The sequence below is a fragment of the Maritalea sp. genome (assembly GCF_047634455.1).
GTDB lineage: Bacteria > Pseudomonadota > Alphaproteobacteria > Rhizobiales > Devosiaceae > Maritalea.
This window is the reverse complement of the sequence record NZ_JBLIAI010000024.1, coordinates 18034-40640: the sequence shown is the minus strand read 5'-3', so window position 1 is coordinate 40640 and position 22607 is coordinate 18034. Positions and strand designations below refer to the sequence as shown.

The 22607-nt window shown below is 49.3% G+C and carries 21 protein-coding genes; 4 read left to right on the top strand and 17 right to left on the bottom strand.

All coding sequences use genetic code 11. The features are described from left to right. Positions 1-217: 217 nt before the first annotated feature. The 6 genes from ACJAZW_RS08240 to ACJAZW_RS08215 are packed head-to-tail and all read right to left on the bottom strand — an operon-like array spanning position 218 to position 6793. Positions 218-1153, bottom strand: coding sequence for a carbohydrate kinase family protein (locus ACJAZW_RS08240; RefSeq protein ID WP_415156936.1), 936 nt, complete (start codon positions 1151-1153; stop codon positions 218-220). After that, on the bottom strand, positions 1150-2208 hold the full coding sequence (locus ACJAZW_RS08235; RefSeq protein ID WP_415156934.1) for an ABC transporter ATP-binding protein: 1059 nt from the start codon (positions 2206-2208) through the stop codon (positions 1150-1152). The genes ACJAZW_RS08240 and ACJAZW_RS08235 overlap by 4 nt, the downstream gene beginning before the upstream one ends. Before the next feature lies 1 nt (position 2209). Further along, on the bottom strand, positions 2210-3706 hold the full coding sequence (gene argH / locus ACJAZW_RS08230) for an argininosuccinate lyase (protein WP_415156932.1): 1497 nt from the start codon (positions 3704-3706) through the stop codon (positions 2210-2212). Beyond that, the gene (locus ACJAZW_RS08225) at positions 3703-4587 is read right to left on the bottom strand and encodes a carbohydrate ABC transporter permease (RefSeq protein ID WP_415156930.1); all 885 of its coding nucleotides are present in this window, start codon (positions 4585-4587) and stop codon (positions 3703-3705) included. The genes argH and ACJAZW_RS08225 overlap by 4 nt, the downstream gene beginning before the upstream one ends. A 1-nt stretch (position 4588) precedes the next feature. Then, on the bottom strand, positions 4589-5482 hold the full coding sequence (locus ACJAZW_RS08220; RefSeq protein WP_415156928.1) for a carbohydrate ABC transporter permease: 894 nt from the start codon (positions 5480-5482) through the stop codon (positions 4589-4591). 57 nt (positions 5483-5539) lie between these two features. Next, positions 5540-6793 carry an extracellular solute-binding protein gene (locus ACJAZW_RS08215; RefSeq protein ID WP_415156926.1) on the bottom strand — a complete coding sequence of 418 codons (1254 nt, stop codon included), beginning with the start codon at positions 6791-6793 and terminating at the stop codon, positions 5540-5542. Positions 6794-6982: 189 nt separating this feature from the next. On the opposite strand from ACJAZW_RS08215, the gene ACJAZW_RS08210 reads away from it, so the two are divergent. The 3 genes from ACJAZW_RS08210 to ACJAZW_RS08200 all read left to right on the top strand — a co-directional run bounded on the left by ACJAZW_RS08210 (position 6983) and on the right by ACJAZW_RS08200 (position 11880). Continuing rightward, on the top strand, positions 6983-8170 hold the full coding sequence (locus ACJAZW_RS08210; protein ID WP_415156924.1) for an ROK family protein: 1188 nt from the start codon (positions 6983-6985) through the stop codon (positions 8168-8170). Positions 8171-8181: 11 nt separating this feature from the next. Then, on the top strand, positions 8182-10581 hold the full coding sequence (locus tag ACJAZW_RS08205; RefSeq protein ID WP_415156922.1) for a PIG-L family deacetylase: 2400 nt from the start codon (positions 8182-8184) through the stop codon (positions 10579-10581). A gap of 111 nt (positions 10582-10692) precedes the next feature. Then, on the top strand, positions 10693-11880 hold the full coding sequence (locus ACJAZW_RS08200) for a Fic family protein (RefSeq protein ID WP_415156920.1): 1188 nt from the start codon (positions 10693-10695) through the stop codon (positions 11878-11880). A gap of 274 nt (positions 11881-12154) precedes the next feature. Here ACJAZW_RS08200 and ACJAZW_RS08195 read toward each other — a convergent pair whose 3' ends face one another. From ACJAZW_RS08195 to ACJAZW_RS08185, 3 genes are all read right to left on the bottom strand, one after another. Beyond that, positions 12155-12460 carry a hypothetical protein gene (locus ACJAZW_RS08195; RefSeq protein WP_415156918.1) on the bottom strand — a complete coding sequence of 102 codons (306 nt, stop codon included), beginning with the start codon at positions 12458-12460 and terminating at the stop codon, positions 12155-12157. Between the two features lie 92 nt (positions 12461-12552). Further along, positions 12553-12690, bottom strand: coding sequence for a type II toxin-antitoxin system RelE/ParE family toxin (locus ACJAZW_RS08190; RefSeq protein WP_415156916.1), 138 nt, complete (start codon positions 12688-12690; stop codon positions 12553-12555). Continuing rightward, positions 12677-12922: a type II toxin-antitoxin system ParD family antitoxin gene (locus ACJAZW_RS08185; protein ID WP_415156914.1), complete on the bottom strand. Its 246-nt coding sequence runs from the start codon at positions 12920-12922 to the stop codon at positions 12677-12679. Before ACJAZW_RS08185 ends, ACJAZW_RS08190 begins: the two co-directional genes overlap by 14 nt. An 87-nt stretch (positions 12923-13009) precedes the next feature. On the opposite strand from ACJAZW_RS08185, the gene ACJAZW_RS08180 reads away from it, so the two are divergent. Continuing rightward, complete coding sequence (locus tag ACJAZW_RS08180; RefSeq protein WP_415156912.1) at positions 13010-13231, top strand: hypothetical protein; 222 nt, start codon at positions 13010-13012, stop codon at positions 13229-13231. A gap of 461 nt (positions 13232-13692) precedes the next feature. Here ACJAZW_RS08180 and ACJAZW_RS08175 read toward each other — a convergent pair whose 3' ends face one another. The 8 genes from ACJAZW_RS08175 to ACJAZW_RS08140 form a co-directional block, all read right to left on the bottom strand. Next, the gene (locus ACJAZW_RS08175) at positions 13693-14988 is read right to left on the bottom strand and encodes a type II toxin-antitoxin system HipA family toxin (protein WP_415156910.1); all 1296 of its coding nucleotides are present in this window, start codon (positions 14986-14988) and stop codon (positions 13693-13695) included. Further along, the gene (locus ACJAZW_RS08170; RefSeq protein ID WP_415156908.1) at positions 14985-15323 is read right to left on the bottom strand and encodes a helix-turn-helix domain-containing protein; all 339 of its coding nucleotides are present in this window, start codon (positions 15321-15323) and stop codon (positions 14985-14987) included. The genes ACJAZW_RS08175 and ACJAZW_RS08170 overlap by 4 nt, the downstream gene beginning before the upstream one ends. A gap of 290 nt (positions 15324-15613) precedes the next feature. Next, entirely contained in the window at positions 15614-16645 is a 1032-nt protein-coding gene (locus ACJAZW_RS08165; protein ID WP_415156906.1) for an ABC transporter ATP-binding protein, read from the bottom strand. Beyond that, on the bottom strand, positions 16633-18054 hold the full coding sequence (locus ACJAZW_RS08160; protein WP_415156904.1) for a hypothetical protein: 1422 nt from the start codon (positions 18052-18054) through the stop codon (positions 16633-16635). The genes ACJAZW_RS08165 and ACJAZW_RS08160 overlap by 13 nt, the downstream gene beginning before the upstream one ends. After that, positions 18051-18944 carry a helix-turn-helix domain-containing protein gene (locus ACJAZW_RS08155; RefSeq protein WP_415156902.1) on the bottom strand — a complete coding sequence of 298 codons (894 nt, stop codon included), beginning with the start codon at positions 18942-18944 and terminating at the stop codon, positions 18051-18053. The genes ACJAZW_RS08160 and ACJAZW_RS08155 overlap by 4 nt, the downstream gene beginning before the upstream one ends. Next, the gene (locus ACJAZW_RS08150) at positions 18944-19774 is read right to left on the bottom strand and encodes a carbohydrate ABC transporter permease (RefSeq protein ID WP_415156900.1); all 831 of its coding nucleotides are present in this window, start codon (positions 19772-19774) and stop codon (positions 18944-18946) included. The genes ACJAZW_RS08155 and ACJAZW_RS08150 overlap by 1 nt, the downstream gene beginning before the upstream one ends. 4 nt (positions 19775-19778) lie before the next feature. Beyond that, positions 19779-20639 (bottom strand): carbohydrate ABC transporter permease, encoded by an 861-nt coding sequence (locus ACJAZW_RS08145; protein ID WP_415156898.1) that lies wholly within the window; start codon positions 20637-20639, stop codon positions 19779-19781. 71 nt (positions 20640-20710) lie between these two features. After that, positions 20711-22018: an ABC transporter substrate-binding protein gene (locus tag ACJAZW_RS08140; RefSeq protein ID WP_415156896.1), complete on the bottom strand. Its 1308-nt coding sequence runs from the start codon at positions 22016-22018 to the stop codon at positions 20711-20713. Positions 22019-22607 lie beyond the last annotated feature (589 nt).

The window sequence follows — 22607 nt, the reverse complement described above, 5'->3', positions numbered from 1 at the left end:
AACAATCCCATATTTGCATGCCTCACCGTAAACTGATAAATCGACTTGATGAGACATTTCTAACTTGCTAATGTGAGACATTACTAAATTGCGCTTACACAAAAATTTCGCATAATTTATCTTATGGAACTCTTTGATATTGCGTACCTTGTAAAAACTGTCTGACGTCAGAGCCAAGGGGTTAGTTGGCAAAACTAAATACGACATTTGTTCTCGACTACATCGATGTCGTTTTCAACTGTGAAAACTCTTGCTCGCCATTGCCGCTTTTTGATGAAGCGCCACCAAGCCCAGCGACACAGATTGCGGCTCGTTTGTTGCCAGCCAATAAACAATCTGATGAGTTGTTGCCATTAAGCCATGCAGCGATGAAACCCGCATTAAACGCATCACCGGCGCCAGTTGTGTCAACCACTTCGCCCGCAATTGCAGGCGAATGAATTTGATTGCCATTTTGGATTAAAGACGCACCATCTGCACTTTTTTTGACCACCACAAGGCAGCTTTCACCAAATGTCGCGCTGACATCTGAAGCCACAATCGCATCGGCCCGCATAATAAACTGCAGTTCGGCAAGATTTGGCAAAAACACATCCACTCGTGAAATTAGTTTTATGGCGTCACGATGATGCATAGCGCCCTCATCCCATGAGCAATCCAGGGAAATTGTGAGGTGTGCTTGGTTCGCCCAATCCAAAAGCTGCGGGCATTCGATCAGCGTTGCTAGCTCAGCGATATGCAGGTGGCGGTATTCGCCACTTGAAATTTCATTTTGGCAGGCGGCAGGGACCGCAAAACCACCCCTTCTTGTCAAAAATGCTCTATCACCATCATGCGCCATGGCAATGGTGGTTTGAAGTCCCCATTCGGGCGATGCAATGACACAAGGGCCAACATCAATGTTTGCAGCAATAATATCATCGTGAATTAGCGCATCAAAAGGGGCAGCTGGCAAAACAGCACAAAGCGCCGTGTGTTTTCCACAGCCCACAAGATGTGCCGCCGTTATGAAAGCGCCGCCACCCGCATGAACACCAAATTTATCGGCGTAAACTTCTTCACCCAGCACAGGCATGTGCGCAAAATCGGAAAACACGAAATCGCAATACACCCGCCCCACGGCTAGAACCTTGCCAGACTTAGCAGCACTCACAGAATTGAATTCTGAGTTTGAGTGTCAAAGAAATGAATTTCATCGGCTGCGGCATTCAAACGCACGAAATCGCCTCTTTGCGGGTGCTGACGGCCGGGGGCACTGGCTATGACTTCATTATCGCCGACCTGGACATAAAGTAGAGTTTCGGTTCCCAATGGTTCAACAAGCAATACCGTACCCTCCATCAAACATGGAGCCCCGTCCGCGACCGGCACCAATGCACTTGGCCGAATACCAACCGTGATGCTGTCAACTTGGGTAACCCTTGGTATTTCTATGGTTAGATTGTCAGCAATTTGCACGCCTTTATCGGTGCGCTGACCTGGCAACATGTTCATGGAAGGCGCGCCAATAAACTGGGCGACAAACATATTTTTTGGACTTTGAAAAACTTGCGAAGGCGTTCCAACCTGTTGGATATAACCATCTTTCATGATCACAATTCGATCCGCCAACGTCATGGCCTCGACTTGGTCGTGGGTCACAAAGATGATGGTTGTCCCGACACGTTGGTGCAGTTTTTTGATTTCCAAACGCATTTGCGTGCGCAGCTGAGCATCCAAATTAGAAAGAGGTTCATCGAATAGAAATACTGCAGGGTCGCGAACCATTGCCCGGCCGATCGCAACCCTTTGGCGTTGGCCGCCCGACAATTGTGAGGGCTTACGGTCAAGCAGATCCGTCATGCTCAACAAGGCGGCAACGTCTTCGATCTTCTTTGCTTTTTCGTCCTTAGGCAACTTTGCCGTGTGCAGACCAAAACCGATATTTTTGCGCACACTCATGTGCGGATAAATGGCGTAATTTTGGAACACCATCGCAATATTGCGCTCTTTGGGTTCCAGATTATTGACCACCTTATCGTTAATCAAAACTTCGCCTTCACTGACCTCTTCAAGCCCGGCCAGCATGCGCAACGTCGTTGATTTACCGCACCCAGAAGGCCCAACAAAAACAATGAACTCGCCGTCACTCACGTCGAGGTCTATGCCATGAAGGACTTCAGTTTTACCGTATCTTTTCGTCAGTTTTTTGAGTGAAACAGTTGCCACCTCAATCTCCCCTTTTAGAAGCTAGCTGGCTGAACGATTTTTCACGTTCGTCAGCTGCCACCTGTTGTTTTTTAAGGTTAGCTGCGAGGTTTTCCTTGAACAGCTTTATCTGCTTTTCATATCCGTTTAGCGAAGCGCGCAACGCATTTGGGCCCGGTCCGCCAAATCGATCTCGAACTTTTACAAAGTTTTCAGCACTGACCGCGCGTTGATAGGCCCCTAGATCTAAACTGGATTTTTGACCCACAAGTTCGCTAAAGTGCGCCAAGAAATCCTTGTGCCCTTGCGCCAAACCAACGTTCTTTGCGATCACTGACTTTGCAGTTTGCGCCGCCACTTCGTGCGCTTGGCGAAAGGACAACCCGTCGATGCGCACCAGCGTATCAGCCAGCTCGGTAATCGTGATGCAGGACGCATCTGTGTTTTGGCGCACTTTATCTGCATTGATTGAAAGGGCTGGAATGAATGCCCCAAGAAGCTGCAAAACGCGGCCCCCGCTCTCAAAAGCGGCATATCCGGCCTGTTGAACCTCCCCTTCACTATCGTTCATGTCGGTGAAGGGGGTGTTGTGCATATTGTTGACCATCGTGTCACAGCGACCAACAGTTAAAGACGATAGCAAGCGCAAGTGTTCTATTGGAACCGGATTGCGCTTTTGCGGCATGATCGAGCTGATCTGAACAAAGCTATTTGGCACATAGAGCTGGCCAACTTCAAACGCGCTCCAAAACTGGAAATCCTGCACCAAGCGACCCAGATGCAAAAATAACAACTTCATCGCAGAATAAAGCCCGGTCACGTAATCGACCGACGCGATACACCCGTAGGAGTTTTCCAGCGGCGCGCTAAACCCAAGCAGATCCGCCATGCGGTGACGATCAATCGGAAACCCACTAGTTGTAATGGCTGCGGCACCCATCGGGCACTTATCCAAGGATTTCCGCGCAAGTTCTAAGCGTTCAATGTCGCGCAACAGTACTTCAGTGGCCGCGCCCAAATAATGCCCAAACGTACTAGGTTGGGCTGGTTGCCCGTGGGTATAGGCAACAATTAGTGTCCCACTTTCCCGCTGCGCCGTTGTGATCATTTGATCGGCTAAGTTTTGGGCCAGTGCGAGCAAATCGTCAGTGCGCCGTTGCAGCACCAGCTTAAACACAGTGTGATCCATGTCGTTGCGGCTGCGGGCGGTGTGTAAAGCGCCGGCTATGTCCGGCCCAAGTCGAGACTTGAGTTCTGCCTCAACAAGAAAGAAATAGTCCTCAAATTCGCCTGTGTAGCTCAAACCGTCCACATCAACATTTTGGTCAATATCGACCAATGCATTTGCGATTTTTGCAGCGGTCTGTGCATCGACAATTTTTGTTTCGACGAGCATCACCAGATGGGCTTGATTGATCGCCCGGATTGGTTGCACAAAATGCGCCTTCGCCCCTTCAAAAAGCGGCGCCAAGACAGTGTCTTTGTAGGTCTCATTTGGAAATTTGGTGTTGTCCTTCATCCCTTTAGACCGGCCATAACGACACCACGAATGATGTATTTTTGGAAAATCAGAAAGACGATCAACGTTGGGATCGTCGCCAAAGCCGCACCTGTCATTATCAGTTCCCATTCCACAGATTGTTCGACACTGAACGTGGTTAGTCCAACCGGCAATGTGTACAGCTCTGGACTGTTGGTCACGATGAGCGGCCAGATGAACGCGGTCCAATTTCCAAGGAAAATGAAGATCGCCAGGGCGGCTAGAGCTGGTGTGACCATTGGCATTGCTACGCGCCACCAGATTTCAAATTCGTTCAAGCCATCTATTCGAGCAGCCTCGATGAAATCATCCGGCACTGTCTCAAAGAATTGCTTCATCAGGAATGTGCCAAAAGCCGTCATCACACCGGGGAACATGATGCCCCAATAACTATCCAACCAGCCAAAAGTTTTTGCCATCATGTACCAAGGAATAATCAACATTTCGGTTGGAATCATAAGTGTTGAAAGAATGGCGACAAAAACGATCAATCGGCCGCGGAATTCAAATTTGCAAAGCACATACCCGACAAGAGAGTCAAATATCACCGCTGAAATTGTCGTCGCGGTAGCGATGATTAGCGAGTTGAAGAACCAGCTATAAAAACGACCGTCTTCTAAAACATACACATAGTTATCCAGCGTTGGCTCGTCTGGAATAATCGACAGATTGTAGATTTCGTGCGGCCATTTCAGGGATGTGGACAGCATATAAACGATGGGCAGAACCATCAGAATGCCGCCGCCAAACAACAGGGTCCATCGCACGATCTGCCCCACATCGATGTCTTTTTTGCGGGGAACAGTTCTGGCGGCATCGAGCGTGGCCGAAGAGCCTTTAATGTTTGCTGATTTTGCCATCTTACTTATCCCTCATAATATAGAGTTGGGTCAGGCTCACGATCAGCAAGACAGTGAAAAGAACAACAGTTTGCGCAGCGGCATAACCCATATCGAACGAGCTGAACGCTGTTTGATAGATCATCAAGACCAAAGGCTTGGTCGAGTTGAGCGGACCGCCAGGATTGTTTGTTGTCATGTTGAAGACTTGATCGAAAATTCGCAGAAAGCCGATCGACGACAACACAACAAGAAATACAATTGTTGGCTTAAGAAGCGGCAGTGTAATACGCCAAAGTATAGTCCAAGACCCTACCCCATCAATGCGCGCTGCTTCATAATATGTTTGCGGTATGGCCCTTAATCCAGCCATAAAAATGATAATTTGGAAACCTAGACCAGCCCAAACGGCGGGCGCCAGAATTGATGGCAAAGCCCATGTGGTTGAGTTCAAAAACTCAATTTGTGGAATACCAATCGTGGCCAATGCATTGTTGAACAAACCGATCGGCACGGGTTGATAGAACCATCTCCATAACCATGCCATCGCAACAGTTGAGGTCATAAACGGTAGAAAATACAAAGCTCTGATCGTGCCATGCATAAACCGGACCTTGTCCAGATTGTAGGCAATGACAAACGAGATCAAGAGACTAATTGGGGTGCCAAGCAACAAATAGATGAAAGTGTTTTTGAACACTTTCCAAAATACAGGATCGGCAAACAGTTTTGTATAATTGTCGATGCCCGTCCATGTGCGCGTGCCCAAGAGGTTCCACTCCTGAAAAGACAGAGTGATGGCGTTAAGGGTGGGATAAAAGCGGATCAAACAATAAAAGATCGTTGGCAGGGCTAGAAAAGTCCATGCCCAAACCACTTGTTTCTGCTTGATGGTCAGCGCACCGTAGAAATTCATAATTTTCTCCAAACGAGCAAGTGCCCCCCCAAATTGGGGGGACACCAAGATCAAAGCTTAATTATAATACTCGTCTAGGATTTTTTGCTCTTCAGCAGCAGCCGCAGCGATTGCGTCCTCTATGGATTGACCCTCAAGGAAAACACGCTGTGTTGCATCCATCAGCACCTGGCGCTGACCGGATTCATCCGCAAAAACAGTTGTTTTTGCGTAGCCCAAACCACTAATAAACGGTCCAAACACTGGGTTCATCTTGTTTGCGTCGGTAAGGCCCGCTGAAGGCTTAGCTGGCAATTCACCAACTGTATCAAGCCAAATCTGCATAGCTTCATCTGTCGTAATAAACGCAATAAACTTCTTCGCAGCTTCTGCTTTTTCGCCTGTCGCTTTTGAAGTTAGTGCGTTTACCCAATAGCTTGAATAGTTAGATTTCAAACCATCCGGACCGGCTGGAAGTTCTGCAACGCCCCATTCAAGACCGCGTGTGCTTTCCAATGCACCAATGCGGAAAGACCCATCAATGTGCATTCCAGCACGACCAGCCTTAAAAGCGGCTTGTGGCTCATCCATAAATCCAAAACTTGTGACTTGATGTACAGTTTGAAGATCTGTGTACCATTTGAGCGCAGCAGCACCGCCAGCATCAGCATAAGTTACAGTGGTGTTAGTGGCATCATATGGCTCTCCACCAAACTGGCGAACAAGTACTTCACGGAACCAGTGATGATCCTGCGCGTTCATGCCTGTTGTAATTCCAACTTGGGTTAAGTTGCCTGAGGCGTCTTTTTTGGTGAGTTTTTTCGCAATTTCAACCAACTCATCAAGTGTTTTTGGCGGTCCTTCAATGCCCGCTTCTGCAAATAGGCGTTTGTTATAGAACAAGGCGAGTGAGCGAACAGCTGTCGGCAAGGCCATATATTGGCCATCCCGTTTCATGGCCTGAACCATCGGGAAATATTCAGCTTCAATTTGTTCTGGTGGGAACATGTCTGTTGGCAGCGGCGTAATAAGCTCTGCATCAACATAATCGTTCAACCAGCCATAAAACAGTTGAACAACATCCGGGCCTTCGCCAGCTGGAATGGCTGCGGCGACCTTTGTGCGATAGTCAGCGTAAGGGAATGTGGTTTGCTTGACGGTGATATCAGGGTTCGCCGCTTCAAATTTCTCGATGAGAATGTCCATCGCTTGAATTCGCGCATCAAAAATATACTGCCAATATTCAATTTCTACAGCCTTACTGGCTCCAGATGACATGGCAACAACCGCGCCCGTGGTCAACCCGAGTAGCTTTTTCTTCCATGAAGTCATTTCGATCTCCTCCTTATCGATTTCACCTCAGCACAGAAATAGTCATAATATTCAATTATATAGTTGAATTTTTTGACAGACTCTTAGGTTGGTTTCCGGCTGATTGAGACAAAGTGTTGACCATTTGGGCAAACAAATCAATACTTAACTCAAGTTGGTTGAGTAAATAATTTTTTGATCGGAAAAAATATGCCTAATGGTATCGTGGGCGGTAATGCGGCACGCAATCGAGACCACAATCAACGCGTTGTGCTTGAATATGTGCGCACAAATGAGCCGGCAGGACGTGCTGAGATTGCCCGCAGCTGTAGTTTGAGCATTCAAGCCGTTTCCAATATTACGGCTGTTTTGGAATCCCAAGGGTTGCTCAAACCGGACGGTCACAAGACCGGCGTGCGGGGAAAACCGGCGCTGCTATATCGCTTCAATCCGGACGGTGCGTTCGCTATTGGCGTTGAATTGCGTCCAGATGCAATTGTTGTTGCATTGCTCAACCTGTCGGGTGAATTGTCATATTCTAAGAGAATAACCAGCGTCGTTGGTGATCCAGAAACAGCTGTGCCGCAGATTTTGCAGTTGGTGGAAGACGCGATGTATGAAACAAAACGCGACCGCAGTAACCTTTTGGGGGTTGGTATTGTAATGCCGGGGCCATTTGGGCAAACCGCCCTTACCAATGCGGGCGAAGCGGTATTACCGGGTTGGGACAATCTTGACCCTCAGGAGATTTTCCAAAAAGCGTTAAACTGCCCAACTTTGATTGAAAACGATGCGACCGCCGCTGCAGTATCTGAACGTGTTGCCGGTGTTGCAAAGGGGTTGGACGATTTTTGCTTTGTCTATTTTGGGGCAGGCATTGGCCTTGGCGTGGTTTCTAACGGGCATATCCAACGCGGCGCATATGGCAATGCGGGTGAAATTGGGCACATCATTACCCAGTTTCAGGGCAACCAATGTGCCTGCGGCAACAAAGGTTGCTTAGAAACCTATGCCAGTAGATTTGCAGCGATCCAATATATGCACAAGTTTGGCATCGATCTTTCAACGAGTGCCGATTTTGCAAATTTGCTGCAAGAGGCAAACCCGCACATGCTGGACTGGCTGGATCGAGCTGGGGGGCATCTATCGCAAGTTATTGGTACGCTTGAAAACTTGTATGATCCGCAAACAATTATTCTGGGGGGCGCACTGCCCGACAAAGTTATTGATGCCCTTATTGAGCGAATTGAGTTGCCGGTTGGGTCGGTTTCTAACCGTGCTGATCGCCAGATTGCGCGCTTGGTGCGTGGCTTTTCGGGCCGACAAACCGCCGCCATTGGTGGTGCAGCTATGGTCATTCATCAAACAATTACACCTTCACATTTAACCTTAGCCTAGGCGAACAACAAATGAGCATTTCTGACGGCGAGCGCTTGCAACAGGCATATGCCCACCCAAAAGCCACCCAACTTTGGAAAGCCCTTCAATCCCTAAAGTCGGTCGCCTCCTTTATGAATACTGGCGCTCACCCGGATGACGAAACATCACGCATGATCGCAGCTATTGGGTTTAGAGACGGGGTGAAACTCTCTCACGCCTGTTCGACGCGCGGCGAAGGCGGTCAAAATGCTATTGGCACTGAGACAAAGGTGAAACTGGGCATCGTGCGCACGCGCGAGATGGAACGTGCAGCTGAAGTGCTCAACATGACCCAATATTGGCTTTGCCAAACACCGAGTGACCCGCTTGGCGACTTTGGGTTTTCCAAAAGCGGGGAAGAAACGCTGAGCATTTGGGGTGAGAAACGTACGCTCGAGCGATTTGTGCACATCCTAAGACAAGAACGCCCCGACATGATTGCCGTCACCTTTTTAGATGTTCCTGGGCAACATGGTCATCACCGTGCGATGACACAAAGTGCGTTTAAAGCTGTAAAACTTGCAGCCGACCCCACATATAATCCAGAAGCAGGGCTTGATGTTTGGCAGGTGAAAAAACTCTATTTACCAGCGTGGTCAGGCGCAGGCGATGCCTATGACGATGATCTACCGCCTCCACCCAAAACCGTTACAATTGATGGCAGTGGAAGCGACCCTGTTTTGGGCATGGATTATTCTCAAATAGGCGAAGTATCACGCAGTTTCCACATGACACAAGGCATGGGCAATTGGCATGAAGCGGGCGCACAAATCAAATGGCCGCTAAATCTAGCTTGGGCGGCAGAAGGGTACGCGGTCGACGAGGCCTCAATTTTAGACAATCTACCCCGCACGCTGGCAGATTTGGCGGACTTTGCTGGCGCGCCCGAACTTGCAAACATGTTAAGCTCCGCACAAAGTCACATTGATGCAGCCCTAACCCAGTGGCCCAATTATCAAGAGATTCGCGCCTCTTGCGCGTTTGCGCTAAAAGATGTTCGCACCGCATTGGCCGCTTGTTCTCAACCTGCAAAAGCCGAGATCGAACACCGTTTGCTGGCCAAAGTCGAACAACTTAGCCAAGCGCTATTCTTGGCAGGCGATAAGAACCTTCGCCTTGAATTGTCGACCTACGAAGTGCGCCCCGGCGAGAAAATTATCTGCACGGTTCACGCGCCAGCAGGCGATATTCCAGATTTTGAGTTGATTGCACCTAAAGGGTGGACAATCACCAAAACCTCAAATCAGACGTTCAATGTTGATGTTCCCAACAACGAGGAACCATCCGACCCGCTTCCAGATGAGTGGTATCCGAACCGTTCAAATTCACAATTGTTTGTACGGATGCACCTTGAGGAAAGTGGCCAAAAGTTTAGCGTCGACATAGAAGCTGAAGAACGGCTTAACATTGTTAGTTCCCACGAAGTGATGTTGGATAAAACCGCTCTCATCCTCAACCTTCAAACCGACCAAACCATCCAGGCTCGTGTGGAACGAAAATCGCCGCCGAGCGCCTCTCTGTCGATCAGCGCGGACATCCCATTTGATGTGGAATGCACGCACGACCAGATCAGTATTTCAAAGAACAGCAATAGCGGTGCTGGCCTGTTCAAAGCAGTTGTACAACTTGATGACAAACAGACATCTTTTCAACACCGCATGTTTTACCCACATACCGGGGCAATGACCTATGCACAAACCGCTGAAGTCCGCGTGTTGGCCCTCGATTTACAATTGCCTACCGGTAAAATTGGCTATGTTTCAGGCGGCAGCGATAGATCCGCCTATTGGCTTAATCAAGCTGGTTTCAACATTTCTGAGATAAGTGATGAAACTTTGCAAAGAGGCGATTTTAGCGAATTTGACACGATTTTGGTCGGCGTGTTCGCCTTGCGCACACGCCCGGCGTTTGCAAAACAGATTAGCACTATTCACAAGTGGGTGCACGCGGGGGGAAACCTTGTCACCCTTTATCACCGCCCTTGGGACAATTGGGACTCAAAAAATACCGCACTCGCACCCATAACGATTGGCAAACCATCCTTGCGTTGGCGGGTGACAGATCAAAATGCTGAAGTCCAAACTTTATTGCCAGAGCATCCCTTGCTCAATGGCCCCAACAAGATCACGGCAGAGGACTGGAAAGGTTGGGACAAAGAGCGTGGACTTTACTTTGCGTCAACATGGGACAGCCAATACGAAACGTTAGTTTCTATGGCAGATGCGGGCGAAACCCCTTTAAAAGGATCCCTTCTTTCAGGGAGATTTGGCAAGGGTCGCCATACGCATACAAGCCTAATTTTGCATCATCAATTGGATCAGCTTGTCCCCGGGGCCTATCGCCTAATGGCCAATTTGCTGAATAGACCGCACAGCCCAAGCGGACAATAAACCGGACACTTTCAGGCAAATCTTTTATTATTTTTGATTTAAGTGTATGCTGTATATGAATTAAACAGATCGATAAAGCGGACATCGAACCGGACATAATGCAGGCAAAAAATGAGAGATGATCACGAAACCATATCACTATTTGAACCATTGCTTGTAAGCGAGGGGTCAAAAGCACGTGCCGAGTTAAACGACTTGGCACTTGATCTATCAACAAAAACCGCTTCATTCCGCGCCAGTCTGCCAGATTCAATAGCTACAGCCCTGGCCGACCTCGTGCGTTCGATGAACTGCTATTACAGCAATCTAATTGAAGGGCACAACACACACCCGATAGATATTGAACGCGCACTAAAGGATGACTACAGCACCGACCCTAAAAAGCGCGACCTTCAACTGGAAGCCAAATCCCACATCACTGTGCAAAAATGGATTGATGAGGACGGGCTAACAGAATCTGTTACGTCGGCAGACGCTATCAAAGATATTCACTTTAGGTTTTGTGAACTCTTGCCACCGGACTTGCTATTCGTCGAAAACAAGACCACAGGAGAAAAAATCCCAGTAGTTCCCGGAGCGCTTCGCGAACGCGATGTCGAGGTTGGCCGTCATGTGGCCATCAGCCCCGGTGCGATACCTAGGTTTTTGGAACGATTTGATCACGTTTATTCCCGCACCGGGCGGATAGAGTCCATCCTTGCCGCAGCCTATGCTCACCATCGCTTGTTATGGGTGCACCCATTCTTGGATGGCAACGGGCGTGTTGCTCGGTTGATGTCTTATGCAATGCTCAGGAAATCACTGGATACGCGCGGACTCTGGTCGGTCGCCAGAGGTCTAGCCCGCAACGAAAGTGTCTATAAGCAACATCTAGCGGCTTGCGACCATCCTCGACATGGGGACAGAGATGGGCGCGGCAATCTGAGTGAAAGTGCATTGGCTGAATTCGCGCGCTTCTTCTTATCGACTTGCATAGATCAGGTGCAGTTCATGGAAGATTTGATGAAGCCCGAACGCCTGCGGGATCGAATATTGATCTGGACAGAAGAAGAAATCCGCGCCGGAACACTTCCAGCAAAATCTGATATTGTGATGCGCGCCGTCCTGTTTCAAGGAGAGCTATCGCGCGCGCAAGCGGTTGATCTTCTCGGAATGAGTGATCGCGCGGCGCGGCGCGTAACATCGGCTTTACTTGATATCTGCGCACTTTCCTCCAGCAGCACCCGAGCGCCCTTAAAACTGTCATTTCCGGCGCAACTTGCCGGGCGATGGATGCCGGGCTTGTTCCCAGATCAATAGGATGCGCCTACTCGTGGGTGTTTTTGCCACTATTTCTCAACACCATTAATGGCAGCCAAATGGATTCATAGCACGTTCCAGTATTTTGTTTTGCTCTCTCATCGTCCGGATCACTTGCGGCTCGATAGCATCTTGCAATTTAACTATCATATTGGCCTGTCTCATCGCTGCCTCCAACCACGGTGGATGGGGAATTCACATTTCGCCTCGTCAACGAGTTTGAACCTCATCGCTCGACCGGGCCGCTCAAACCGGTGGCGCTTCCTTCGTTACGTCAGCGTGCGCAGAGAAAAGTGACCGCCATGGCGCACATGAATGGAATGCGATGATCATCACCATCATGATGAATTCTATCGAACCGACGAGAGAGAACTATCGTATACCCTGCCGCCTGAAGCAACCGATGTTCGGTAACTTCAAAACCGGCCGCTTTTGCCATGTCCATGACAATCGCTGAGATTTCAAGGGTCGTAGCGGATGACTTAAAAACGCTAACTGTCCATCTTTTGCAAAACGGCTTGCCAATCTTGCTGACCACCCAAAAGCCGTAAGATGGCAATGTGGTCGTCCAAAATGGCATAGATTATCAGATGACGGTCGTGCGGGTGGATATGAATGGGGGGCGCAAATTCGGTCCGCTCCCTTGCAATCAAGGACGTTGACGCGATGGTTTTAAAGCTTTGGGAACCCATCGATATAAATGTCGGCTTGTGCGAGAGACCATTGTTTTGCTGTATATTCCCAAATGCCTTCAAGATCATCGACAGCCTTTGGCGTGAGCCGATAATGTGTCGGTTTATCGGTCGGCATATTTTGCATGCATTTCACGTTTAAAGGCAGCTGAGTCAAACGGCTGGGCCACACCGCTTTGTATGCCTTCAGTTACGGCCCTTTGTAATGCTTCGATTGCCATGCGCTTTTCTTGATCTTTGCGGATCAAATCCCGCACATAGTCGCTGGCATTGCTATACACTCCGTCACGGGTCTGTTCTTCCACCCACGCTTTCATCGGGTCAGGTAGCGATACATTCATTGTTGCCATGGTTTGTTCCTTTCATCTTCAGAATACAAGTTTTTGGCAAAGTTTATCAATTTCTCGTTTCTGGATCGTTGGGGGATCATTCAGTCAATGATTGTAGCTTCAAGCGCCGAGGGTGAAAAAGAAATTCAACGGGCGCTTCAACGCCTTAATCAATTGTCCCAAGAACAGCAAATTGCTTTGGCCAAAACCACAAGTTTAGACACACCTCGTATGCCCGATCTTCGGGAAAAACTTCGCTTGCACCAAGAGCAACAGCGCGAGGTTGTCGATACAGAAAAGCAGAAAAATGCCGCACAAAAAGAGCGCTAGAATCTTGTCAAATGCTGGTACCAGCGGGACAAATTGCTGGTACCAAGGCATAATTGCACCTGTTTTGCTGGTACCAGCAGTATGTAACTCGTTGAAATCACTAGTCAAAAAAAACATGCCACCACAGTCTTCAATTTGTGCTTTTAACTCTTTGATTTTGCTAATCTTTTTCGGCTCGCATAGGGGTGCGTTCCGTGTGGACCTTAATGAGCAACAAAGTTGCGATCACTTCTCTTTTTTTCATCACGAGACGGGGCAACTTTGTTTCAAGGCTCGTTCAATTGAGAAGTGGCAAAACGTTTGCCATTCCATTTCTGGTTCGGTTCTGAGGAAAAAGAAACGCTCTCATCATCAAGGGCCGTAGTGCACTTGAGAAACAAACCGAAACCAGCATGCGATTTTTAGTTGGGCTTGTTTGGGTAATTGTATGCAGGCACCTCACCTCTCTGTCCTCACATCACTCACAAACTCAGCCTTAGCGTTCTCAACACATGTTTCTTCAACGCCTCAGGAATGCCGAGCTCGTCAGCGGTGCTTGCCCAAGTGCTGAACGCGTCCTGCACCTGCTCTAAAATCTGCACCTCTTTGCGCTGCGGCAGCCCGGCATATTCGGCTAAATGTTTAAGGTCGGCGCGGGTAAAATCCGAAGTTTTGCCATTGATGCTGAGTTGATGAAAACGGGTGAAGGTGCTGCCTTCCGCGTGACACAAATCATAGGCTGGTGACAGGTCCCACTTGCCGCTTCTGTCCATCATGAACGCAAAGTTTTTAACGTGGTCGTCCTGGTTGCAGCCAACAATATTAAACACCACCCGGCGAAATTGTTCGAGCATCGCTGACTTTGGCAAGCCGAGTTGCTTCATCAGCATGAACAGCTGCTCGTATGAATAATGGCCGCTTTGGAAATAATCATAATGGGCGAGCGCCGCGAAGGTTTGCGCATATTTCTTGTCGCCGTCGTCGGTGCGGTCAAAGCGCCGGGTCATGAAATGGTTGCGGCCATTTTCTGCAAATATACGGCTTTCCATCATCTCAATGCCGCACTTTTTCGCCATTAGATAATAGCTATGTTCCAGCAAGCCATAGCCTGAGGGGTCGGCAACGCCCCAATCGCCGTTAAACTCAACCCCATCAAATTTGATCAGCCAATGTTCAAACCCTTTAGGCAAATCCAGCTGCCCAGACCGGACCTGCTTGGTCTCAGGATGAAAGGCGATCACCGCTTTGGCGCGCGCGCCGCCAGCGGAGGTGCCGACGCTTAAAATGTCAAGCAAGGCCTCCCCGGCTCTTGATTGTGTGAACTTTGCATCCAGCGTTTCTTTGTTGGCAAAGGCCATGGAGGCAAGTTTTGTCAGGTCCTCAACCTCCAAAATTTTACCATGGTCCATGTCTGGACGTTGTGAGGGTTCAAACTCCAGTGCGCCCATGCCACGCCTGCCCGTGTAGCACAAGCGATCCACAGCGTTAAAGGTTTCGGGGTTACGCCCGGTTTGCGCCAGCCACACATCAATAAGCCGTTGACCATATTTATCTGGGAGACTGTCCGCCAGCATGCCCGGCATGCCGTGAAACGCGCGCGGATGCAGATCGGCAAATTGATATATTTGTCGGTCGCGGACCGGCATCATGATCGGCGCGGGTTCTATGCCAAACCCCACAAAATCTGGATCATACTCAAATCGAGCAAACCGCTCCCCTGTCTCCATGCCCACATAGCCGATGGTTGTGCCCCACAGTTTGACACTGGCAATTGTCATGTTTGCTGATCTCCCCATTTGATGGGTGCGGGGTTTGCTTCTGTCCTTTTCCTGCCGCGTTTCGCTGCTGAAAGGGCCTGAGCCCGCGGAGAATTGAACGTTTCGGGCAGCAAAGCATCAATTGCCGACACCATGCGCAAGCATTTCATGATCTTCAACCATGATTCCATCTGGCTATCACGGCCCGCCTCAATGCGGCGCAATGTGGCCACGCCCAACCCGGCTTCTTGTGCCAATTGAGTTTGCGACGTGCCTTGCTGTTTACGTATGCGCGCCAAGCGTTGCCCCAATTCTTTGAGGATGGTCGCTTCTGGTGTCAAATAATCTATTTTCATGATATCATATGTGAGTTACTATTTGCGAAAACCGGGAGAACATATCACATAAGATAGCATATTCTCTATGGTTCGCCCAGACAATATTCACATCCATACTAAATAGGGTCATATCTGATCGTATAAGTGGAGAATTTCCCTATAAAATATCATGTTTGATCTTAATTCTGGTGTGAAATCAATATGTCACTGGACGTGCGCAACAACACACATCCGATCAGTAATATATCCCTAGAAACGCTGCAGCAGGCGGGCTTGGCGCAAGTGCTGTGCACAACAATTGCACACATTTAGGGCAAGCGCAGACCCGTCTTCACATCAAAAAAGTGCACAAGTTCTGGAACCACGTTAAAACTCAGCGACCCGTCTATGCCCTCAACTGGTGGTTTTTCCATCTTTGCGATGAATTCAGTGCCGTTGCTGGTCATCAAGTGGACAAGTGCATATTCGCCAAGCTGTTCGACCAGCTCAATGCGACCGGAAACCAAAGCTTCACCCGGCTCACATACCACCAAATGTTCTGGCCGAATGCCAATTTGGGTGTCGACAGAAACTGATTTTGGCAAAGCGGAAGCACTTGCCACATCTTTATGCGCGAAAAAGTTCATCTTTGGGCTGCCGATAAATTGGGCGACAAACCTGTTCGCCGGTCGTTCATAAAGATCAATGGGCGCGCCAACTTGCTCGACCTTTCCGTCGCGCAGCACCACAATTTTATCCGCCAAGGTCATCGCTTCAACTTGATCGTGGGTCACATAAATCATTGTAGATTTCAGGCGGCGATGCAGGCGCGCAATTTCAAGTCTGGTTTGCACGCGCAGCGATGCGTCCAAGTTCGAAAGGGGCTCATCAAACAAAAACACTTCTGGATCGCGCACAATCGCCCGGCCAATCGCCACCCGTTGACGTTGCCCACCTGACAAGTTGCGCGGCGAACGCTCAAGATAATCGGTGATTTGCAACACTTCAGCCGCCGCCCGCACCCGACGGTCAATCTCGTCTTGTGGCGTTTTGGCTTGCTTCAGGCCAAATGCCATATTTTTATAAACCGTCATATGGGGATAAAGCGCATAGGTTTGAAAAACCATCGCGACGCCGCGCTTGGAGGGCGCAACTTCATTCACCACGCGGTCACCGATGGACACCGTGCCATCGCTGATGTCTTCAAGCCCGGCGATCATGCGCAACAAGGTGGACTTGCCGCAGCCCGAAGGGCCAACAAAAACTACGAATTCGCCGTCGCCAATGTCCAAGTCGACGCCATGCATAACTTGAATATCGCCGTAAGACTTCCGCACACCGCGAATGGTTACACTGGCCATGGTTTTTCCATTTCTGTGATTGTTTCAAATAGCACTTTTGCAAATTCAGGGAACCGTTTGGGCAGGTCCGACCATAAAGCCGTTGAGGTCGAAAAACCTTGCACATTGCCCACTTCGATTAGGGGCAAAAGCGAGGCCCAATTGGGCTCAAGATAATCAATTGTCGCCCGCCCATCCTTGAAAGCGCGGGCAAAGCAATACCAACTGGCAATCGAGCGGATCGCATAGGTAGGCATATTTCCGCTCTCTAGCCGCGCCTCAATTGTCGGGCGAATAAAAATCGGGAATTTGGCAAACCCGTCCGCGCAAATGCGCTCCACCGAGTCCGCAATCGCCTTATTGCAAAACCGCAAGGTCACATTTTTGAGATAGGAAGCTGTGTCTAGCGGCAAGTTCTCAGGCAATGCGGGCAGCACCTCAAGTTTCTCAAATCCCTCAAAATGGGCTGCAAGTTCGGGGTCTGCCATCGCCTGATCAAATGTCGCATGGCCCTTAAGCGCAGCAAAATAGGTCAAGCAGGTGTGGCCACCGTTCAAAATTCGGATTTTTGCTTCTTCATAAGGGTCAACATCATCCACCACTTCCACCCCAACGGCAGCAAAAGCGGGCATTTTGTTGGCAAAATTATCTTCAATAACCCATTGCGAGAAGGCCTCAGACTGAATGACCTCGCCAATATTCGCCCCAAAAATCGCCTGCACACTTTCTTGCGCTTCGGGCGACCTTCTCGGGGTAATACGGTCGACCATCGAATTGGGGAAGATTGCATTAGTTTGCACCCAATCCGCCAGCTCGGTTTGTTGGGCCGCCACGAGATAGTTTAAAAAGTTGCGTCGCAACATGTGGCCATTGCCGCGAAGATTATCGCAACACGCAATGGTAATCGGCTCGTCAATTTCTATCGCGCGGCGCGCGAGGGCCGCCGCAAGATAGGCATATATGGTGCTCTTTTCCTCGCCCGCCATCTCGTCGCTTATGGCCGACATCTTCAGATCTAATCGACCGTCTTTGTCTAAATAATAGCCGCTTTCGGTCACTGTTATGGTCACGAGTTTTACCGATGGTTTTGCCAACAGGCCTTCAACCATTTGGGCGTCTTTATGCCAATCAGCAAAATGCACATGCGAGCGCACTCGCCGATGCGCAGTGGTGCCATTCGGCTCCACAGTTTTTAGAATATAGCCGTCATTAGCTTGGGCAGAGGCCGCAAAACCCTTTGCCTCGGCGGCACGTAAATTCACCGCCGCAATGCCCCAGTTCAGGTCACCACTTTTTTGCATATAATCGTCAATATAGACAGCCTGATGCGCGCGATGAAATGCACCAAAGCCCAAATGGACGATGCCGATCTCGCAATTAGATTGCGCATAATTTGTCTGATATAATTCAGCAGCGGTCTTGGTGCTCACAGGGCTGCCCTTTTTTGCGGCGTCAACTCATCCCGCGCTAATTCTCGATAGGCTGAAGGGGTCATTTTTTTCATTTTCAAAAAATGCCGATTAAAATTCGCCAGGTTTTGAAACCCGGATTCATAGCAAATGGACGTGATCTGATTTTCCGTCGCATAGAGCATGCTGCACGCCTGTCCGATGCGCACGCGGTTCACAAATTCGACAAATTTATTGCCCGTCACTGCCTGAAAATTGCGCGAGAAGGCTGTGGGGCTCATGCCAGCTATTGCCGCCGCACTTTCCACCGACAATTCGTCAGCAAAGTTTTTGACGATATAATCAACCACTTTGCCGATTTGCACCTGCTTGCTGTTACCTTGGGGTTGGGTGATTGAGACAACCGACAGGGCTTTCTTTTCTTGGTGTTCGTTTGCTTGCACCAAAAACCGAAGGAAGGCCACAATCCGCTCTGCCCCTTTGGCATCGCGAATAGCTTCAAAGGCAGATTTAGCAACTTCTGGGTCAAAATTTACGAACTCAATACCAGAACGCGCCAACTCAAACATCGGCTGCATTTCCTGAAATTCGGGGAATGCATCCGAAAGTTCATCAATATTTTGCTGGTTGAACTGCACCAGCATATCTCGGGTCGCAACTTCTTGGGTCCAGACTTTGTCGGTGATCCAATTATGCGGCAAATTTGGCCCGGTCAGATAAAGCGAACCGGGGTTAAAGTCACCGATATAGTCGCCAACAAATGCTTTTCCCCGCGTCGCCACCACCAAATGAAGTTCGTATTCTTCGTGGCTGTGCCACCGGCAAAGCTCTGTCGGCCATCCATGCTCCAAATAACGAATGGAGCGCGTGGTGCGGTCAACATATTCAATTTCAGGGCGAACGATGGACATTACTTGACCGCTCCAAATGTTAGACCTTGCACAAGCTGGCGTTGGCTCACCCAACCAAACACAACAATTGGTGCGCAGGCGAGCGTTGAAACAGCGGAAAGCTTTGCCCAAAACAGCCCTTCAGGACTTGAGAACGAGGCGACCAGTGCCACCAAGGTTCCAGAATTGCCCGATGTTAGGTTGATCGACCAAAAAGCTTCGTTCCAGCACAAAACAATCGACAGCAAAGCGGTGGACGCCAAACCGCCCCACGCCAGCGGCATAACCACTTGGGTGATTTCGGCAAAAGTTGATGCGCCATCCATCCGGCTCGCCTCAAGAATTTCCTTCGGGATTTCACGAAAATAGTTGAACAGGATCATCATGATAATCGGCAGATTGATCAATGCGTAAATGATCACCAACGCAGTTTTACTGTCCAGCAAACCAAGTTTTTGGCTGATCAAATAGATCGGCATCAACACGCCAACGGCGGGCAGCATTTTGGTGGATAACATCCAAAGCAAAATATCTTTGGTGTATTTGCCCGGACTGAACGCCATCGCATAGGCAGACGGTATGGCAATCAACATGGCAAGCGCGGTGCCGCCAATCGAAGTGATGACCGAATTCATGGCATATTTGAAATAGTCCGTGCGGTCTTGAATGAGGGCGTAATTGTCCAGCGTTGGCTCAAAAAACAGGCTCGGTGGCACCGCAATGGCTTCAAGTTCGGTTTTAAAGCTGGTCAATACCATCCAAAAAATCGGGAAGAAGAACAGCGCCGCCACAATCCAAGCGGCAAATATGGCGATCCGGTCTCTAAGGATAGTCTTTTCTTTATCCGTCATCGTTCTACACCGTTAAGCTTTTGCCAATAACCCGCACCAAGAAGAAGGCAACGATATTGGCAAGAATGATTGCAAAGACACCACCAGCAGAAGCGACACCAATGTCGAACCCCTGAAGCGCTTGAGAGAAAATAAGGAACGCCAGATTTGTTGATTGTGTGCCCGGGCCGCCACCTGTGGTGACAAAAATCTCGGCAAAGATCGACAGATGAAAAATCATCTGGATCATGATCACAATCGCGATTGGGCGCGCCAAATGCGGCAGCGTTAGATTGATGAACTGCGCCCAAAAACCCGCGCCATCAAGGGTGGCGGCTTCCTTTTGCTCTTGATCTTGGCTTTGCAGCGACGTCATGAAAATCAGAATGGCAAACGGCGTCCACTGCCAGCTCACAATGATGATGATCGAGAGCAACGGCGCTTTGGACAACCAGTCAAATGGCTCAAGCCCGAAGAACTGGGCAATCACGGCGAAGAGCCCATAAATCGGGTTCATCATCATGTTTTTCCAGATCAACGCATTAACGGTTGGCATGATGAAAAACGGGGATATCAACATCACCCGCACGATCCCGCGGCCCTTAAATGGGCGATCAATCAGCAGGGCAATGGCGAGGCCCAAAACAACTGAGATCGCTAAAATCGAACCCACAAGAACCAAAGTATTCAACAAAGCGGGCCAAAAGGCGGGGTCGGTATAAAAATATTCGTAGTTCGAAAGCCCGATGAACCCACCGCGCTCGGGATATAAGAGATTGTAGCGAATGGTCGAAAAATAAAGGGTCATGCTGAGCGGCACGATCATCCATAACAACAAAAGGATGACGCTTGGTGCTTGCAGCCATCTGGATAGCGTCGAATTCATCTGCTCACTCCCATTGTTGGAAACAAAAAAATGGGGCCGCCACACCGTGACCGCCCCACACTCTAGTTGGCTCAATAATAGCCGGCTTTGCGCATTTCACGATCCGCAGCGGCCTGGGAATTAGCCAATGCTTCTTCAACCGTAATGTCGCCCGCAAGTGCCGCTGTCATTTGCTGACCAACCACAGTACCAATGGCTTGGAACTCTGGGATCGCCGCAAATTGAACACCCACATAGGGGGATGGCTCCAATGTGCTATCATTTGGATTTGCCGACAGAATGGCCTTCACTTCAGCACCCGCAAAAACTGCCGCATTGCGGAAGTCTTCGTTTTCGTAAGTGCTCATCCGCGTGCCTGTTGGCACAGATGCCCAACCATTGGTGGCGGCAACAAGTTCAATATACTCTTTAGATGTTGCCCACTCGATGAAGGATTTCGCATCTTCAGATTGGTTGGTGCCAGCCGGTATTGCCAATGCCCACGCCCACAACCAGTTCGCGCCCTTATTGGTCACTTCAACAGGCGATTGAGCGAAAGCAACTTCAGCCGCAACTTTTGACTGGCTTGGATCGGTCACAAAGGATGCCGCGATTGTGGCGTCAATCCACATGCCGCATTTGCCTTCGTTAAACAGGGCCAAAATTTCGTTGAACGAATTGGCTTCTGATCCTGGAGGGCCATATTTCGTCAAAAGATCAACATATTTGGTAACAGCATTGTTCCACGCGTCACTGTCCAAATCAGGTGTCCAATCTTCATTGAACCATTTGGCCCCAAACGAGTTGGCCATGGTGGTGAGGAACGCCATATTGTCGCCCCAGCCCGGCTTGCCGCGCAAACAAATGCCGTAAACGCCATTGTCTTTGTCGGTCATCGCTGCGGCAGCTTCTGCCACATAATCCCAGCTTGGATTATCTTCCATGGTCATGCCAGCGGCATCCAACAAGTCTTTGCGATACATGATCATGGAGCTTTCACCATAGAACGGCGCTGCATAAAGCTTGCCGTCATAGCTCAACCCATCACGCATCGCGGGCAAAAGATCGTCAACGTCGTAATCTGCGTCAAATTCGAGTGGCTCAAGCCAGCCGCGCTCGCCCCAAATTGGCGCTTCATACATGCCGATGGTCATGATGTCGAACTGACCACCTTTTGTGGAAATGTCCGTGGTCACTCGAGAGCGCAAAGTGCCCTCGTCCAATGTTACCCAGTTCACGGTGATGCCCGGATGCGTTTTCTCAAACTCAGGCGTCAGCTTTTGCATCTCAATCATGTGGCCGTTGTTCACAGTGGCAATGGTCAGCTCACCAGCAACAGCGCTCAAAGCAGTGGTCGCACCCAAGGCGAGACCTAAAGCGGTATAACGAATTGATTTCATATTTTCCTCCCAGAAATCGATGGTCGATACTCAACCAGCTCATCTAAGGTGACGAGTAAACCGCACAGCAGCCAATATTAAAAAACCTAGGATATATACTTTTCTAACGCAAAATTGCGAATTCTGGTAGGTTTTATGTGTTTATTGTATAGTTTCTGAGAAGAGAGGTGCTTATTAGGCAGAAAGGTTTGCGATAAACGTTCGATTTTCAGCTGGCTTGCAACTCAAATTGGCGAATGGGAAGTTGATCAATTCCAAGCCTAGGCAAGCCCTAACCTCAAAATTCTAAAACTGCCCAACAACATTAAAGCTGATTTTTGGGCCGCGGGCTTTGGCGTCGAAGCCAACGGTGTCGCGCACGGGGATGGCGAGGGTTACGTTGCCGATCGGTGCTAAAAAAGAGACAAGTAAACCAAATACTTGACACCCCACCCTCATTTCGCAAACTATTGCTCAAAATTTGTAAATGTTGAATTTTATGTTTTTTAGAGGATAGTTTTACGTGTTTACCAGTTGTGGCGGCTCTGTATCCGCAGTTCAGAACAAGCAGTCTTCGCTTCCCCAAATATCTCAGACTCGACCAATAGAC